The following is an 18022-nucleotide window of genomic DNA, read 5'->3' as shown; positions in this document are numbered from 1 at the left end:
AGCCGCACCACAACGGCCCGGCGTCGGACGGTCTATTTCAGCGCTACGTCCGTTCTGCTTATCCTGGGCATATTCCTGTCAAATATCCCCGGTGGCTTCGATGTGATCTTCCCATTGACCTTACTGATTCGGTGCATCGTGAATTTGCAGCCCGTCCGAAAAGGATACCGAACACCCGCTCTGATGGATTGAAACAGGACGTCGATTGAAAATGGAAGCGAAAGGAGGGGTAGGTTGATAATTCGGTCTCCTTTCTACCTAAAACCTGTTTTTCGCTACATGAAACGTCTATTCCTCGTTTTCTACCTCTTTTGTTTTACGGAGCTGATTGCTCAGCCCTCCGAACGTGTTGTCAAGATCTTTATAACCCCCGATCATGCGGATTGGCTTTATAAAGTCGGTGAGCCCGTCAAGTTCAACGTAGTGGTTTACCGGAATAACGTACCGCTGAAAGGTGCTAAACTTCGCTACGAGATCGGTCCCGAGAAAATGGAGCCGACTAAAAAGGAAACGGTAACGTTACGTGACGGCACGCTAGCACTGGATGGCGGCACGATGAAAACGGCGGGTTTTCTGCGTTGTATGGCGTTTGTGGAGTTCGACGGAAAAGAATACAAAGGCTTGACAACCGCTGGTTTTGAACCACAGACCATTAAACCGACCGTTGCCAATCCAGCCGATTTTAAGGAATTCTGGGACAAAGCGAAGGCCGATCTGGCAAAAATACCTGTCGATGCACGCATGACGTTGCTGCCGGAACGCTGTACCGAGCTGACCAATGTGTATCACCTGAGTTTGCAGAATATCAATAATTCGCGCTTTTACGGGATTCTGTGCGTACCAAAGCAAGAAGGGAAATATCCGGCCATCCTGCGTGTGCCGGGTGCGGGAGTGCGCCCATATAACGGCATGATTGCTGAAGCCGACAAAGGTTTTATTACCCTTGAAGTCGGGATTCATGGCGTGCCGGTAACCATGGACCCCGGCGTTTATGTGGATCTCGCTCGCGGGCCGTTAAGTGGTTACCAGGCGGCTAACCTCGATGATCGCGACCGATATTATTACAAGCGCGTCTATCTGGGCTGCGTTCGGGCGGTCGATTTTCTGGCGAACATGCCTCAGTATGATGGGCAGAATATGGCCGTAACGGGCGGCAGCCAGGGTGGCGCTTTGTCCATTGTGACGGCTGGGCTGGATTCCCGGATTAAGTGGCTGGGCGCGTATTATCCGGCTCTGTGCGACGTAACGGGTTATCTCAACGGCCGGGCAGGTGGCTGGCCGCATCTATTTGCGGGTAATGAGCTGGCCTACAACAACAAACCCGACCGGATTAAAACCACGGGCTACTACGACGTAGTGAACTTCGCACGACTGGTAAACGTACCGGGTTATTATTCCTGGGGTTTTAATGACGAAACCTGCCCGCCAACGTCCATGTACGCGGCTTACAACGTAATTCCCGGCCCCAAAATGCTGGATACTGCTCATCTCGATACTGGCCACTGGACGTACCCTGAACAGACCGAGAAAATGACAAACTGGCTGATAGGGCAATTGAAGGGAGCGAAGTAATCAGTAACGTAGCGGAGACGGCCTGCCAGCTCCCGCGCGAAAAAAACGCAACAAACGGGCTAAATTTTCGTAGTTTCAGTATGCAACTCTTTATCAATAGTAAACTCAACGACACACGTAAGGCTGAACTTCAGCGACAATTATCCGCCGACGTAACGCCGACTTTTCGGGATGATCTGCCGAAAGATGAACAACAAAAAGCCTTTCAATCGGCTGATATTGTGCTGGGTAACCCCCCGGCTGCCTGGTTCGCCGAACCCCTGCCCAATCTGAAATTCTGGCAACTGGATTCCGCCGGATTCGATGGCTACAAAAACGCACGAATAACGGCTTCGGTCGCCAATATGGGCGATTATTTTGCGTGGCCCTGTGCCGAAACGATGGTGGCGGGCATCCTGGCCATGTACCGACTGATTCCCGAACTGGCCGTCCTGCAAAGTCGCTCCGAGTGGGTTGGTCAGCCCCTGCGTGATCATATGCGCTTGCTGAAAGGGCAATCGGTCGTCATTCTGGGTACGGGAACCATCGGGCAGGCCGTTCGCCAGATGCTGTCCGGTTTCACGTGTACCATAAAAATGCTGGCCCGCACCGATCCCCATGCGGATTTGCATTCGGCCGATGAACTAAAAACCATCCTGCCTGAAACGGATATCGTTATCAACTGCCTGCCCGGTACGGCTACCGCCTTCATGTCGGCTGACCTGATCGGGGCTATGAAGCCGGGCCGTATTTACGCCAATGTTGGCCGGGGCAGCACCACCGACGAAACCGCTTTAATTAAAGCACTTCAATCCAATCAACTGGGCGGTGCTGTCCTCGACGTAACGGCTACCGAGCCGCTGCCAGCTGACAGCCCTCTGTGGACAATGCCGAACGTATTGCTGACGCAGCATACAGGGGGTGGCCAGCCTGACGAAGATGCCGGAAAAGTCGTGCTGTTCCTGCGCAATCTCCCCAAATTTCTGGCTGGTGAGCCGCTCGAAAACGCTGTCGAGTTAGGCCGTGGTTATTGAGATAAAACCCTGAGTCCTCTGGAGGAGATTCAGGGTTTTATTCGGTAGATTTCTGGTGTACAGCCTTTCCATACTGTAGTCGGGTTAAAGGCATGAAATCACGGTGTAGCTATCTCATTCTTAGCGTAATTGTCAGTTGCTTACTGGCAGCTATTGTACCTCCTAAGCTAGCTAAGATTCAGCGGCCGCGCGATACATGGGCGATTCGCTCGGTGCTGGATAAGAAGCCGAGGATGCTGACCCTTGCCCTGGATTCGGCTTGCTACGTAGCATATGATCTGGCACAGTGCACGTTGTATAAAGTTTGGAAAGGTGGCGTGTCGCTGGACGGTGCGCCTTACACCGACCAGAAAACTATTCAACCCACCTCATGGGGAACAGCGTATGTACCCGACAGTTTGCTGACGTACCAATGGGTTGCCGAGTCGGGCGGAAAAAACGTATTGACGAGTATAACCAACAAAGGATACGCGTTTCGGAATAATCAGATTTACCTGAAATACCGACTCACTACGTCGCTGGGTGATACAATCACGGTTGAAGAAAGGCCGGAGTTTATACGTAGTAATACTGGCAAACCAGGCCTGGAACGGGTATTTACACTGGCTGACGCTCCAACGAACGTAACTGTATTGCTCAAATCCCGACAGGGAACAATACCCCTGTCAGCCAGTAAAGTGACCCAGTCTGTTACGTATTTTCAAAACCTTCCTCCGCAGCGCCTGCCGCTCATCGAAGAAAAGTTTGCGCATAGAGGCCAGTATCTCATTGAAAAAAGCGACTGCTCAACCTGCCACGAAATCGATGAGCCAATGGTTGGTCCGTCGTTCCGGCAGATTGCCGCTCGCTACGGTAAGGAAAAAGACGTAGTAAGTCGTCTGATACGGAAAGTACGTGAAGGCGGAACGGGCGTTTGGGGTAGCAGCGTCATGAATCCGCACCCGGCGCTGGCCGAAAACGATGTCAGAATCATTATTGACTACATTTTTACCCTGAAGCCGAAAGGATCCGTCGACGTAGCGTCGGTGACCCAAAAACAAACCGAGACCACCAGGGCAAAACCGGGTTATGGTGCTGAAGTCGAAGGGGTTCATCCGAGTTATGAACTCACTACGTTGCATCGGCCCGATTTTCAGCCGCGCGTGGGCGGACTGGCGTTTTTGCCTGACGGTCGGTTGCTGGTTACGACCTGGGATACCGTTGGTGGCGTCTACGTACTGGATCGGCTCACAACAGGAAATCCACGCGATGTACGGATCAAGCGGATAGCATCGGGACTGGCTGAACCGCTGGGAATTACGGTTGTAAACGGACAAATCTACGTACTGCAAAAGCACGAATTGACCCGCCTGGTTGATCGGGATGGCGACGATGTTATCGACGATTATCAGGCCGTTTGCAATACCTGGGGCGTCAGTGCTGATTTTCACGAATTTGCCTTTGGGCTGGTGTATAAAGACGCCTACTTCTACATAACGCTGTCGATGGCCATGCGACTTAAACCCGGCGAATTACAGCAACTGGACCGGGGACGGACGATCAAGATTGGCATGGACGGACGATACGAGTGGGTGAACTACGGGCTACGAACGCCTAACGGAATCGGTTTGGGACCGGATCGGGCCATTTTCGTAACGGATAATCAGGGACAATGGCTGCCCGGTAATAAACTGATTCACATCAAGCCGGGTGAGTATCATGGCATGGGTTGGGGGTTACTCAATTCGAATGCTAGTCCGCCGATGGCACAACCCGCCATCTGGCTGCCCGAAAATGAAATTGCCAACTCGCCTTCCGAACCGATTCTGATGCAGGACGGCCCTTACAAAGGCCAGCTGTTACACGGTGACGTAACCCATGGCGGCATCAAGCGAGACTTCCTGGAAAAAGTCGCCGGTGAATATCAAGGTGCCGTCTTTCGGTTTAGCCAGGGTTTTGAAGCGGGTGTGAACCGACTTTGCTGGGGTCCCGATGGAGCCTTGTACGTTGGCGAAGTGGGGATGGCCGGTGGCGGATGGAGCTGGCGGGAAAAACGGTTTGGGCTTCAACGCCTGAAATACAATGGAAAGACTACGTTCGAGATGCTGGCGATTCGGGCGAAACACCGGGGTTTTGAGCTTGAATTTACCGAGCCCTTGTCCGAAAGCCAATCGCTGCAACCAGCCGACTTTTTTGTACAGCAATGGTGGTACAAGCCCACACCCAATTACGGCGGTCCCAAGATGGATTTGAAACGAATGAACGTAACGCGGCTGAACATGTCCAAAGACCGCACCTGGGTTTCTGTCGAGATTCCTGGTCTGGAAACAAAACATGTCTTCTATATCCGATTGCCCGACCATCTGAAAAGCGCGGGTGGCCAGTCGTTATGGTCGTCGGAAGCCTGGTACACACTCAATAACATTCCACCAAACGTTACGACACCGGCTAATGAATGATCAGCCAAACAGGAGCGGACAAATAAATCGCCGTACGTTTATTCAGTCTGCCGGAGCCTTGATGGCCCTGGGGACGAGAGCGCCCGTCGCAACCGGTAATCATCAACGTAATGAACCGAAGCCTTTATCCCCGATACGTATCAAACGGGTCGATTCCAACTTTGAGCGGGAACCGCTGAATCCGTACCGATTTAAAGGCAGTGCCATCACGGAAAGCTGGCAGGTGGCCTCGCTGCTCGAAAGTGAGTCAGGCATTCGCAAAGTAGGTTTGTGTACGCAGGGTGTCCTCTGGTCAGACGCGAAGGTGTTTGCAACGCATTCCGAACGAGTGGGTAATGCGCTCATGTACGCCATCAGCGACCGTGCCCTGCAAATACTGAATGGTAACACGTTTAGAGACCCCGTTACGTTGCTGGACGATCTATTGCCCGAAGTGTATGCTTATGCCAAAACCATTACGCGCAATTCCGACCTGCGGAAAACCTTCGCCCTGAATGCATTGGTCAGTGTCGACAACGCGGCCTGGCTGCTGTATGCGCAGGAAAACCGCCTGACAAATTTCGACGATATGATTCCCAAAGCGTACAGGCCGGGTCTGTCGTATCGGCATACGAACGTAGCGAGTATTCCGGCTTTCAGCGTAGGCACGTCTGCCGACACCATCAAAGCTGCAGCCGATGAAGGTTATTTCATCATGAAGTTAAAAACCGGCTCGGCGGGTACGCAGGCTGAGATGCTGGAAAAAGACATCGCTTTTCTGACGGCGGTGCATAAGGCCATTGGTCACTACGAAACGCCCTACACCAAAAGTGGCAGGATTCCGTACTATTTCGATGCCAACGGACGCTACGAGAAAAAAGATACCCTGTTACGTTTCCTGGACCATGCCCGGAAGATTGACGCCTTCGACCAGATTGCTGTAATTGAGGAACCCTTTGAGGAACGTAACGAAACGTTTGTAGGAGATCTGGGGGTTCGGATTGCGGCCGACGAAAGTGCGCATACGGTTGACGATGCCGCGGTACGTATCCAGCAGGGCTACTCAGCCATTGCGGTCAAGGCCATCGCCAAAACCCTGAGTATGACCATGAAAATTACCCAGCTGGCGTATGAGAAAAATGTTCCGTGTTTCTGCGCCGACCTGACGGTAAACCCTATTCTCGTCGACTGGAACAAGAACGTAGCGGCCCGCCTTCCTCCATTCCCTGGCATGACCATCGGCTTGCAGGAAACAAACGGTCACCAGTATTTTAAGCAGTGGGATAAGCTGATGAGTTACCATCCCCGGTCGGGCGCATCCTGGACCAGAACCCAGCGCGGAGTGTATCTGACAGACTCCTCTTTCTACGCCGAAAGTGGTGGAGTTCTACTGCCTTCTGAACACTATGATCAATTGTTTACTCGTGCCTGACTCCCGGAAACGACACGTATGATTTACGCTGAAAAATTAGGGCCGGGAAGCCGTTTTTATTGAACTGTTAAGGAAACAGATTTTTTAGGAAAGAGGGCTTAATCAAGGCAATAGTGCCGTTTTTACAAATTTTCTTTGTATATTTAAGCTGCCGAACGCTATACGTAAGTTTGTTATATCCACCTGCTTATTCATCTGGAATAGGTGCTAAAGTAAGTCAATGGTAAACGAAGAAAATGAACAACCAATGGATGCCGACAGCGGCCAGCCGGAAGCCGAGTTTTCGGCCGATGGGCTGGAACTGACAGGCGCCATTGAACCGGATGAATTTCCGATTGATACAACCACTGAAGTCCTGCATGACCAAACCGTCGTGTCGGGATTATATGAAAATTACTTCCTCGATTACGCTTCCTACGTTATTCTTGAGCGAGCCGTGCCTGCCGTTGAAGATGGGCTCAAACCTGTACAGCGCCGGATCTTGCACGCCCTTAAGGAAATGGACGATGGACGCTTCAATAAAGTGGCGAACGTTATTGGTCAAACCATGCAATTCCATCCGCATGGCGATGCCTCCATTGGCGAAGCGCTGGTCAATATTGGTCAGAAAGAACTTCTCTTTGATACCCAGGGCAGCTGGGGCGATGTTCGCACGGGCGACGGTGCGGCTGCTCCCCGCTACATTGAAGTGCGGCTTTCGAAGTTTGCCCTCGATGCAATCTATAATGACAAAACCACGGAATGGCAACTGTCGTACGATGGCCGCAAACGCGAACCTGTTACGTTGCCCGTCAAGTTCCCGCTTTTGCTGGCGCAGGGCGTAGAAGGCATTGCCGTTGGTCTGTCGACTAAAATTCTGCCTCACAATTTCAACGAACTGATTGAGGCTTCCATACAGATCCTGAAAGACAAGCCGGTCGCGCTTTATCCCGATTTCCAGACAGGTGGTCTGATTGATGTCAGCAATTACAACGATGGCCATCGCGGTGGTAAGGTTCGGGTAAGGGCGCGTATTGAAGAACTGGATAAGAAAACCCTGGCCATTCGGGACGTACCGTTTGGTGTGACAACCTCGCAGTTGATCGATTCGATTGTGAAGGCGGCTGAGCTGGGCAAAATCCGGATCAAAGCGCCGAGCCGGAACGTAGCGGCTGTGGTCGACAACACAGCCAAAGACGTTGAGATTCTGGTGCATCTTCAGCCCGGTGTTTCACCCGACGTAACGATTGATGCTCTGTATGCCTTCACCGATTGCGAAGTGTCGATTTCGCCCAATGCCTGCGTCATCATCGGCGATAAACCGCACTTTGTCAGCGTAACGGATATTCTGCGCGTTAACACGCACCAAACCGTTCAACTGTTGCAACGTGAGCTTGAAATTCGGCGTAGTGAGTTAATGGAACGGTTGCTGTACAGCTCGCTTGAAAAAATCTTTATTGAGAATCGCATCTATCGCAAAATCGAAGAATGCGAAACTTTCGAAGCGGTGCTGGAAACGATCGATAAAGCGCTGAAGCCGTACAAGAAGCAGTTTTACCGCGCCATTACGGAAGATGACCTGATCCGCCTGACTGAGATCAAAATCAAGCGGATTTCTAAATACGACGGTTTCAAGGCGGAGGAACTGATGCGTCGACTGGAGCAGGAACTGGCCGAAACGGAGGATAACCTGGCGAACATCACCCGGTATGCTATCGGTTATTTTAAAGAATTGCAGAAAAAGTACGGGAAAGGTCGCGAACGTAAAACCGAAATCCGGGCGTTCAACACCATTGCCGCAAGTGTGGTGGCCGCTGCCAACCAGAAGCTCTACGTCGATCGGGAAGGCGGTTTCATTGGGTACGGTCTGAAGAAAGACGAATACGTCAGCGACTGTTCCGACATTGATGAGATCATCGTATTCCGTCGCGACGGCAAATGCATGGTGGTGAAAATTGCGGAAAAAGTTTTCGTTGGTAAGGATATTGTGTACGTATCGGTATTCAAGAAAAACGACGAGCGCAAGATTTATAACGTAGTGTACCTGGACGGTAAATCGGGAATCTCGATGGTTAAGCGTTTTCCCATCACGGCTGTTACGCGGGATCGGGAGTACGATTTGACGATGGGGAATCCAAAGTCGAAGATGACGTATTTCAGTGCGAATGACAATGGCGAGGCCGAAGTGATAACCATTAACCTGACCGCCCAGAGTTCAGCAAAAATCAAACAATTTGATTTTGACTTCGCCAGCATCGCCATTAAAAACCGATCGGCTCAGGGAAATATTCTGACGAAGTACCCGGTTCGAAAAATCACCCTGAAAACCGGTGGGGTTTCGACCCTCGGCGGGGTAGACATTTGGTACGACGAGCACCTCGGAAGACTCAATCGGGATGAACGCGGTCGGTTGCTGGGAAACTTCAACGCAAAAGACAGCATTCTGGTTGTTTACCATGATGGACAATACGAACTGACAAATTTTGATCTGACGAACCGCTATGAACCCAATACCATTGCGGTACTGCAGAAATTCGATCCGGAAACCATTCTATCGGCCATTTATTACGAAGCGAATCAGAAAGCCTGGTACGTGAAACGATTCAAGGTTGAGACGACATCGCTGGACAAGAAATTCAGCTTCATCGGTGATACCAAAGGATCGAAAGCCCTGGCCGTAACCGCTGAACAGCACCCACGTATTGAAATCATACATCAGGTGAAAGATCGCGGGCCGGTTGAAAAGATGGTGCTGGAACCGGAAGGGTTTATTGACGTACGGGGATGGAAGGCGTTAGGAAAGCCAATGCCATTTGCGCGGGTTAAGGACGTTAAACTTTTGCCGCCAAAAATTGCCAAAGAAAACGTAAAGACAAGCCCGATTGATGAGTCGACTGCTTCCATTGCAACGGAAGTTGAGGAAAAAGAATCGATACAGCTGGGGTTATTTTCGTAAAGAGACAACCCTGAATAGACGCCAGTTTGGCCAGTCTGAAAACAAAACAGCGGATAAAAGATTTTATTAGTTGGCTTGAAAATCAGCAATTAAAAGTGGGAATAGCAAAATTTTTAGGTCTGCGAACGGTAATTTATGCCGCTCCTAACCTTATTAAAACAAAGGATTGGTATACAAAAGCGTTAGGGATTGATCCTTACTTTGATGAGCCGTTCTACGTTGGTTTTAATGTTGGCGGCTACGAACTGGGCCTTGATCCGGATGCGCAACCCGCTGATGGGAGTACAATAACGTATTGGGGTGTTGAGCAGATCGAACAGAGTGTGCAGCAATTGATTGAGAAGGGTGCCATTGTTCATGCCGACATTCAGGATGTGGGCGATGGAATTAAAGTTGCCTCCATCCGCGACCCATTTGGGAATATAGTCGGACTGATCGAGAATCCGCATTTTAGTCTTTAAAAATGAACACGACCCTGGCTACCGAATACAGTGATCAACCTCCGCACGAAGCGGTTGGCATCCGTATTGTCAAGGGGATTATCAAAGCCATAATCGTTCTTGCTTTTCTGGGAGCCATAGTCGTGCTTATCTGTAATTGGTGGGTAGTTCACAACACCCGCAATCAAACCTATTTCGATATACACAAACTGCCTGCCAACGACGTAGGATTAGTGCTGGGAACCAGCAAATTCGTCAGGACAGGCAAGGAAAATCTGTTCTTCCGATATCGGATGGAAGCTACGGCCCGGCTTTGGAAAGAAGGCAAAGTAAAATACCTGATCCTGAGTGGTAACAATGATTCTGAGTATTACAATGAGCCGGTGGATATGCAGCGGGCTTTAATCAAGCTTGGTGTACCGGCCTCTGTAATGACGCTTGATTACGCGGGCTACCGAACGTTCGACTCGGTGGTACGCTGCAAAGATGTTTTTAATCAGGAAAAGATCACGATCATCTCGCAGAACTTCCATAACGCCCGCGCACTCTACATCGGAAATCACGAAGGTATTGAAGCCATTGCCTTTGCTGCGCAGGATGTGCCCGACGGCTATTCGTTACGTACCCTTATCCGCGAATACCTGGCCCGTCCTTACGCGATACTGGATGTTTACGTAATCCGGCCCAAACCCGAAACAGGTAACTGGGAGCGTAAGCGCACCCCTTAATTCCTTCTATTCTTCTTGCTGACCAGAATTTTCCAACTCATCAGAGACTCTGACAAGGCAGATATTTTTTGAGTTTTACTTTTTTTAAAGTAAAAACAAACTCATTAAGGGTGCACACGTACGTATTGTATAGCCGTCAGGCTGTTAGCCAAAATATCCAATGGCATTCCTGCGTCATAACAGGTAGTCGTTCTACGTACGGAATAAAGTACGGCTAGTTTTTCGGCAGACCGTCAATATTGACGTAACTTTGCACTGACGTTACGCCAGATCAGGTAATGGTTGATTGAGTAAAAAAGTGCTGATTTTCGATTATAGAAAGGTGTGCGTATTAATCATCAAAAAATAGTACTAACCATCAGATTGGGTACCTTCATAATTACTAATTATGGTTTCTAATGACGAGCTGATTCGCATTATCGATTTATTAAATACAACTTACGAGGGGGAGGAAGCCTGGCACGGACCATCGGTCGTTGACGTATTGCGGGGTGTAACACCCGATATGGCCGGTCGTCGGATTGCGCCCAATTCCCACAGCATCGCTGAATTGGTCTTTCACATGACCAGCTGGCGGATATTCTGCGTCAAAAAGATGCAGGGTGACGAAAAGTTTGACATTCTGACCCCTGATAAAAATTTTGGGGCTTTACCCGATAAAATCGACGATTTCGAGTGGGAAGCCCTCGAAATGGAATTGAGCCTGAGTCAGGAAGAGTTGATCAACGAACTCGACAAGCGTGACGACGACGAGTTTCTGGAGGATATCGTGCCCGGTCGCGATTACACGTATTACGACATGTTGCACGGGATTATCAATCACGATATGTACCATACGGGTCAGATTATGATTCTTCGCAAAGCACTGACTCATAAAGGAGCCGGATCGCGTTACGACGAAGACGATGATCGGGATGAATACGGTTCGCCATTCGGCAGCAGCCACGAACACGACGATTATTATTGAAATAAAGCAGCTGAAGAATAAACGGGTATTGTTTGCTACGTATGATCGTACTGAAATGACCTGTATGGGGCATAAGTACAGGTCGGCATAAGGTAGACCAGGAGAGTGTATACATCGGTACGTTAACAGTTAAAACTTCCGTAAGAAAATGATCGGTGGAGACAGCACAATTCGGATCGCCTATTTACTAACGGTTCATAAAAATCCGGTTCAGGTTGGGCGCTTGCTCAAGCGGCTATATTATCCGGGCGTTCATTTTTTTATTCATGTGAGTGCAAGTGTACCCTTAGCCGCTTTTCAGGAGTGTACACAGGGCGTACCGTCCGAAGCAATTCACTTTACACGTATGCGCATGCGTATCCGTCAGGGTGATTTTTCGCTGGTAACGGCTACGTTAAACGGCCTGGTCGACGTCCTGAGCACCATGCCTGAGCCCGATTTTATCTTTCTGCTGAGTGGCGAGGATTACCCGCTGACCAGTGGTGAGGTGTTGCTGTCATTTCTGGAAAAACATCCCGACCGTAATTTTGTGCCGCACCAGCCGGTAACCCGCCCCAACGATGAGCCCTTTGTCGACCGGTTAAATCTGTACACCAATCCATTGGAGGCCGATAAAACCGACGTAGCACAAAACATATACACGAACCGATCAAATCCGCGCCAGACCGGATTGATACAAACCGGCAATCGTCTGCTGCCTGCATCAAGACCTGTTCCCCTCAACTACACCCCCTATTGCGGATCAAACTGGTTGCGAATCAAACCGGCGGCTGCTCGGTACATCCTGGCATTTCTACGCCAGTATCCAATCTTTATTTCCTACTTTCGCAACGTAATGGCACCGGAAATGTATATCTATTCGACAATTCTGGCCAATACGTCCCAAACGGCACTCCGGGAAAGTCTGTACAACGATAATTTTACGTATACCGCTCCTGATCGCTTTGCGGAAATGAATGCGGTCCCGTTTACGATGAGTGACCGGGAGGTCTTGTCAGGTTCTGGGAAATTGTTCGCCCGCAAGTTCGACGAAACGCACGACAGCGCTATTCTAGACTGGCTGGACGAACGGGCTACCGTAAGCCTGAACGCTGAATAAAAACGATAAACTGTTTGAACTACTGGCTCGTTAAATCCGAACCCGATACATACGGGTGGCATCACTTTACCGAACAAACCCGCGCCGTATGGGACGGTGTTCGTAATTATCAGGCACGTAACAACCTGAAAGCCATGCAACTGGACGATCAGGTTCTCTTCTACCATAGTATCATAAACCCCGGTGTTGTTGGCCTGGCAAAAGTTGTTCGGGAAGCGTACCCGGACCCAACCGTCCCCGACGATCCGCGCTGGGTTGTGGTTGAACTGGAGCCCCTGATGGCACTGGAAAAACCGGTTTCGCTGGCGCAAATCAAAGCGGAGCCTTTACTGGCCAATCTGAGCCTGATTCGGCAATCGCGCCTGTCGGTCATGCCCGTCCGACCTGATGAATTTGAGTTAATTCTGAAAATGGGCCAATAAAAGCAATGGATGCTGAATGATGTAGAAGGGTAGGCAACTATTGCTTTTAACATCATTCCCTATCCATTCTCTAATATTCATTGTAAAAATGTCTATTCAACTTATTACACCAGCAGCCTGGACGGACTACGAACTGATTGATTCGGGGAATTTCCAGAAACTCGAACGCTTTGGTGACTATATTTTATCCCGTCCGGAACCACAGGCCATCTGGGATAAATCATTATCGGATACCGAGTGGGAACGTAGTGCCCACGCCATTTTTCGGCGGGATCGCCAATCGCCTGAGCGGGGTGACTGGCAGACGAAGCCCGGCATGCGCGATCCCTGGTATGTCCAGTTTCAGCAAGGCGGGTTGAGTCTGAAGTTCAAACTGGCGCTTACTACGTTTAAACACGTAGGTTTATTTCCTGAACAAGCTGACAACTGGCTTTACCTCAACAACAAGATCAGAGCGCTTTCGGCGAATGGTTCCCGGCCCAAGGTACTAAATTTGTTTGCCTATACAGGCGGAGCTTCATTGGCGGCCCGTCAGGCGGGGGCCGACGTAACGCACGTTGATGCCGTAAAGCCAGTCATTAGCTGGGCGCGAGAAAACATGGACTATAGCGAGCTGGATAACATTCGCTGGATGGTTGAAGATGCAGTTAAGTTCGTTCGGCGCGAAGTTCGGCGCGGTAATCGTTATAACGGAATTATTCTGGACCCACCTGCCTACGGCCGTGGACCTGATGGAGAAAAATGGGTGCTGGAAGAGCAACTGAACGATTTGCTGAAATCCTGTGCTGACCTGCTCGATCGGACCGATTTTTTCTTTATTATTAACTTATACTCTCTTGGGTTTTCATCGCTCATTCTGGATAATCTCATCGGCCAGATCTTCGGGAACGTACCCAACCCCGAGTGGGGAGAATTAGCCGTTTCTGATCAGGCGCACAAACGATTACCTTTGGGAGTGTTTTATCGGTTTAGTTCATGAATAAAGAGCGAACGAGGAAAAGCGTGAACGGGCGAACGGGAAGAGATGCACAGCATACATGCATTGGCTACTGGCGCTTACACTCGTTTGTCCTCTCGTTTTTTATTCTCTTCTCCTGTTTCGCCTGCGGCACGGACAACCGGCAGGCAACCCGGATTCCGGATTTCCCCAAGCCTGGCGATAGTAGTCGGGCAGAGGGAGCATTACGAGCACTGACTCGCGCCATTAATCAATCGTCGCCAGCATCGGCTTATGCCAAACGTGCTGTTATTCTGCTCGCGATGGGGCGGGTGACGGACGCACTGGCCGATATTGACGAAGCAATCAGCCGAAATGATAATGCCGGGGCCTATTATCTGACCCGGGCTAAGATTCTTCGCACGCTTAACAAGCCCGACAAAGCCTTGCAAAACGCCCAACGCGCTGAAATTCTGGGTGTTGATACGCCTGAATTATATACGTTACAGAGCGATTTATTACAGCAGCAGAATCAGATCGATAAGGCTAAACTATACGTAGCAAAAGCGCTGCAGATGGCTCCTTTTGATGGCGAAGCGTATTTTTTTAACGGACTTCTGGCTGCGCGCCAGGGCGATACAGTACAAGCCCTGGCCATGTATCAGCAATCACTCCGATTAAAACCCCGTTACCTGGAGACCTATAACCAATTGGCTTCCATTTATCGGGTACTCCATAATCCTGATGCCGCTCTTGCCTATAATGGGCAGGCGTTACGGTATTTTCCGAACAACGCCCGGCTGTATTATGGCCGTGGATTGATTTACCACACATCCCGGAAACTCGACAGCGCGGTTGCCTGTTATCAGAAAGCGATTCAGATCCAGCCAACGTACTATCAGGCGTTTTTTCAGACGGGGCTGATTAATCAGGCATACCGACGTTATTACGCAGCCGTGGCCGATTACCAGCGGGTACAGCAACTACGTCCGCAGTTCCCGAGAATCGACACATACATCGGGTATTGTTATGAACAACTGGGGCAGTATAATCTGGCAATTGACGCATACACCAAAGCAACCCAACAAAATGTAGCGGATCGTCAGGCTGCCGCCGGATTATGGCGCTCACAACGTAGGCAATACTCGCGTAACTCCTTATTTTTGCCGGATGCAACGAATCAATCGGCAGATGCAGCGAGAAACCGTACGCAACTGGACACCAGCCGGGTGCGCATCTCGACCATTCAGCCGAAAGCCCAGGTTTCGACCGGTTCCGGCGATTCGCTCCGACGTAGCGTGAAACCAATAAATTGAGTATTTTCTGGAATGCGGCATGCAAATCCACAGTCCAAAAAAAGTAAGTGGCTTACAGTTGTAGGTAAGCCGCGGGTACCCACTAACTAAATTAGTAGCAAATGATTGCGCAGGACGAACAAATCCGCGTTACGTTACCCGACGGTAGCGTCCGGCATTATCCCAAAGGAAGTACGGGGTTAGATATTGCCGCTCAAATTAGTGAAGGCCTGGCTCGTAATGTGCTGGCCGCCAAAGTAAATGGCGTTGTACAGGATGCTACGCGCCCTATCGAAGAGGATGCCAATGTTCAACTCTTGACGTGGAACGATGCGGAAGGCAAATCTACCTTTTGGCATTCGTCGGCTCACTTATTGGCCGAAGCCCTGGAAGCGCTGTATCCGGGGGTGAAATTCGGTATTGGGCCTGCCGTTGAAACGGGTTTCTATTATGATGTAGACCTGGGTGGGCAGCCCTTCTCTCAGGAGGACTTCAAGAAGGTAGAGGATAAAATGCTGGAACTGGCTCGCCAAAAGCAGGCCTATGTCCGTAAGCCAGTGAGTAAGGCCGACGCCATCGCTTATTTCGAGGAAAAAGGCGATCCCTACAAACTCGACCTGCTCGAAGGGTTGGAGGATGGGACCATTACGTTCTATACACAGGGCGACTTTACAGATCTTTGTCGGGGGCCACACATTCCCAACACGGGTTTTATTAAAGCGGCCAAATTGATGAACGTAGCAGGCGCTTACTGGCGAGGCAACGAAAAAAACAAACAACTGACCCGGATTTACGGCGTTACGTATCCAAAACAAAAAGAACTCGACGAGTATCTTTTTTTGCTCGAAGAAGCCAAAAAGCGTGATCACCGCAAGCTGGGTAAAGAGCTGGAACTCTTCGCATTTTCGGAGAAAGTAGGAGCGGGGTTGCCCTTGTGGCTTCCGAAAGGAACCATGCTACGTGAACGGCTGGAAAATTTCCTTCGGAGGGCGCAAATCCGGGCGGGATATTCGCCGGTTGTAACCCCGCATATTGGTAGTAAACAACTCTACGTAACGTCGGGGCACTGGGATAAATACGGGGAAGATTCATTCAAGCCGATTCGTACTCCCGATCCGAATGAGGAGTTTTTGCTGAAGCCGATGAATTGCCCGCACCATTGCGAAATTTACAAGACCAAACCGCGTTCGTATCGGGATTTGCCGTTACGTCTGGCCGAGTTCGGAACGGTATATCGCTACGAACAGTCGGGTGAACTGCATGGATTGACCCGTGTGCGTGGCTTCACGCAGGATGACGCGCACATTTTCTGCCGCCCCGATCAGGTGAAGGAAGAATTTATGAAGGTGATTGATCTGGTGCAATACGTCTTTAAATCGCTCGGATTTTCTGATTACAGCGCCCAGATTTCACTACGTGATCCTGAGAACAAAGCCAAATACATCGGCAGCGACGACGTTTGGGAGAAAGCTGAAGCTGCCATCATTGAGTCGGCTGCTGAAAAAGGATTATCAACCGTAACGGAATTAGGGGAGGCTGCCTTTTACGGTCCTAAACTTGATTTTATGGTACGTGATGCCCTTGGCCGGAAGTGGCAGCTGGGTACAATTCAGGTGGATTATAACCTGCCAAATCGTTTTGAGCTGGAATACATTGGCGCTGATAATCAGAAGCACCGTCCCGTCATGATTCACCGGGCACCTTTCGGCTCGTTAGAGCGGTTCATTGCGATTCTTATTGAGAATACGGCCGGTAATTTTCCGCTTTGGCTGTCGCCCGATCAGATTGCAATCTTACCAATTTCGGAGAAATACGAAGATTACGCCAATGATTTATTCTTTAGTCTGCAGGAGCACGATATTCGTGGTTTCGTCGATCTGCGCGATGAAAAAATAGGGCGTAAAATTCGGGATGCTGAAGTAAATAAAGTGCCTTATATGCTTATAGTCGGAGAGAAAGAAGCTGCTGAAGGAAAAGTTTCTGTTCGACGTAAGGGGCAGGGCGATCTCGGCAGCATGAGCGTAGATGAATTTATCCAAACGTTCCAGGCTGAAGTGAAGGTATAAGTAAGGCCGTTGGTCAAGAATCGCTGTTTTGCCATAATTTCTTTGTAATTATTGACTTAAGCCTAACGATTCTTGACCAACGTCAGTATTTTCAATAGTTTCCCGAACTTTTTAAAACACGTTACGTTATCCAAGCGACTTTATCGTCAATTTTCCAATCAGTCACCCTAAACACAATCTATGGCATTACCCCAACGCAGACCACCTCGTCGTGTGGTTGAAGAACCGTACAAAGTAAATGAGCGCATCCTGGCCCGCGAAGTGCGGGTGGTCGGTGAAAATGTAGAACAGGGAATCTACGATATAAGTAAGGCACAGGCAATGGCCAAAGCGCAGGGGCTTGATCTCGTTGAGGTATCGCCCAACGCTGTGCCGCCCGTCTGCCGTATTGTTGACTATTCCAAGTTCAAGTACGAGCAGAAGAAAAAGCAAAAAGAAATCAAGGCGAACGCTACGAAGGTGGTTATCAAGGAAATTCGGTTTGGTCCGAACACCGACGATCACGACTTCGAATTCAAGCTTAAACACGCCATTAACTTTTTGAAAGAAGGCGCTAAAGTGAAAGCTTATGTGCAGTTTGTTGGCCGGGCTATTGTCTTCAAGGATCGCGGTTCGCAACTACTGGAGCGTTTTTCGAAAGGATTAGAAGATTTCGGTAAAATTGAAGCCGAGCCTAAGCTGGAAGGCAAACGTATGACC

The 18022-nt window shown here is 49.9% G+C and carries 14 protein-coding genes and 1 pseudogene; all 15 read left to right on the top strand.

The features are described from left to right. A pseudogene (locus ACOJS8_RS10805) lies at window positions 1-192 on the top strand (hypothetical protein); the annotation flags it as partial. Window positions 193-279: 87 nt separating this feature from the next. After that, window positions 280-1572, top strand: a complete 1293-nt coding sequence (locus tag ACOJS8_RS10800; protein ID WP_420148553.1) for an acetylxylan esterase — start codon at window positions 280-282, stop codon at window positions 1570-1572. A gap of 80 nt (window positions 1573-1652) precedes the next feature. Further along, the gene (locus ACOJS8_RS10795; protein WP_420148552.1) at window positions 1653-2585 is read left to right on the top strand and encodes a D-2-hydroxyacid dehydrogenase; all 933 of its coding nucleotides are present in this window, start codon (window positions 1653-1655) and stop codon (window positions 2583-2585) included. A gap of 92 nt (window positions 2586-2677) precedes the next feature. Further along, window positions 2678-5023 carry a c-type cytochrome gene (locus ACOJS8_RS10790; RefSeq protein WP_420148551.1) on the top strand — a complete coding sequence of 782 codons (2346 nt, stop codon included), beginning with the start codon at window positions 2678-2680 and terminating at the stop codon, window positions 5021-5023. Continuing rightward, window positions 5016-6434 (top strand): enolase C-terminal domain-like protein, encoded by a 1419-nt coding sequence (locus tag ACOJS8_RS10785; RefSeq protein WP_420148550.1) that lies wholly within the window; start codon window positions 5016-5018, stop codon window positions 6432-6434. Before ACOJS8_RS10790 ends, ACOJS8_RS10785 begins: the two co-directional genes overlap by 8 nt. A 220-nt stretch (window positions 6435-6654) precedes the next feature. Further along, entirely contained in the window at window positions 6655-9369 is a 2715-nt protein-coding gene (locus tag ACOJS8_RS10780) for a DNA gyrase/topoisomerase IV subunit A (protein ID WP_420148549.1), read from the top strand. A 95-nt stretch (window positions 9370-9464) separates the two neighbouring features. Continuing rightward, window positions 9465-9830, top strand: a complete 366-nt coding sequence (locus tag ACOJS8_RS10775; protein WP_420148548.1) for a VOC family protein — start codon at window positions 9465-9467, stop codon at window positions 9828-9830. A 2-nt stretch (window positions 9831-9832) separates the two neighbouring features. After that, window positions 9833-10537 (top strand): SanA/YdcF family protein, encoded by a 705-nt coding sequence (locus tag ACOJS8_RS10770; RefSeq protein WP_420148547.1) that lies wholly within the window; start codon window positions 9833-9835, stop codon window positions 10535-10537. Between the two features lie 388 nt (window positions 10538-10925). Then, complete coding sequence (locus ACOJS8_RS10765; RefSeq protein ID WP_420148546.1) at window positions 10926-11504, top strand: DinB family protein; 579 nt, start codon at window positions 10926-10928, stop codon at window positions 11502-11504. Between the two features lie 148 nt (window positions 11505-11652). Then, window positions 11653-12603 (top strand): beta-1,6-N-acetylglucosaminyltransferase, encoded by a 951-nt coding sequence (locus ACOJS8_RS10760; protein WP_420148545.1) that lies wholly within the window; start codon window positions 11653-11655, stop codon window positions 12601-12603. Between the two features lie 14 nt (window positions 12604-12617). After that, on the top strand, window positions 12618-13025 hold the full coding sequence (locus ACOJS8_RS10755) for an EVE domain-containing protein (protein ID WP_420148544.1): 408 nt from the start codon (window positions 12618-12620) through the stop codon (window positions 13023-13025). Between the two features lie 88 nt (window positions 13026-13113). Further along, window positions 13114-14004 carry a class I SAM-dependent methyltransferase gene (locus tag ACOJS8_RS10750; RefSeq protein WP_420148543.1) on the top strand — a complete coding sequence of 297 codons (891 nt, stop codon included), beginning with the start codon at window positions 13114-13116 and terminating at the stop codon, window positions 14002-14004. After that, entirely contained in the window at window positions 14001-15278 is a 1278-nt protein-coding gene (locus ACOJS8_RS10745; protein WP_420148542.1) for a tetratricopeptide repeat protein, read from the top strand. Before ACOJS8_RS10750 ends, ACOJS8_RS10745 begins: the two co-directional genes overlap by 4 nt. Window positions 15279-15379: 101 nt before the next feature. Continuing rightward, on the top strand, window positions 15380-17323 hold the full coding sequence (gene thrS, locus ACOJS8_RS10740) for a threonine--tRNA ligase (protein ID WP_420148541.1): 1944 nt from the start codon (window positions 15380-15382) through the stop codon (window positions 17321-17323). A 180-nt stretch (window positions 17324-17503) separates the two neighbouring features. After that, a partial coding sequence (infC, locus tag ACOJS8_RS10735; RefSeq protein WP_420148540.1) for a translation initiation factor IF-3 occupies window positions 17504-18022 on the top strand: 519 nt, incomplete at its 3' end.

The organism is Spirosoma sp. (assembly GCF_048594605.1).
Lineage (GTDB): Bacteria > Bacteroidota > Bacteroidia > Cytophagales > Spirosomataceae > Spirosoma.
The sequence above is the reverse complement of the archived record's forward strand: the minus strand, read 5'-3'. Positions and strand labels throughout refer to the sequence as shown.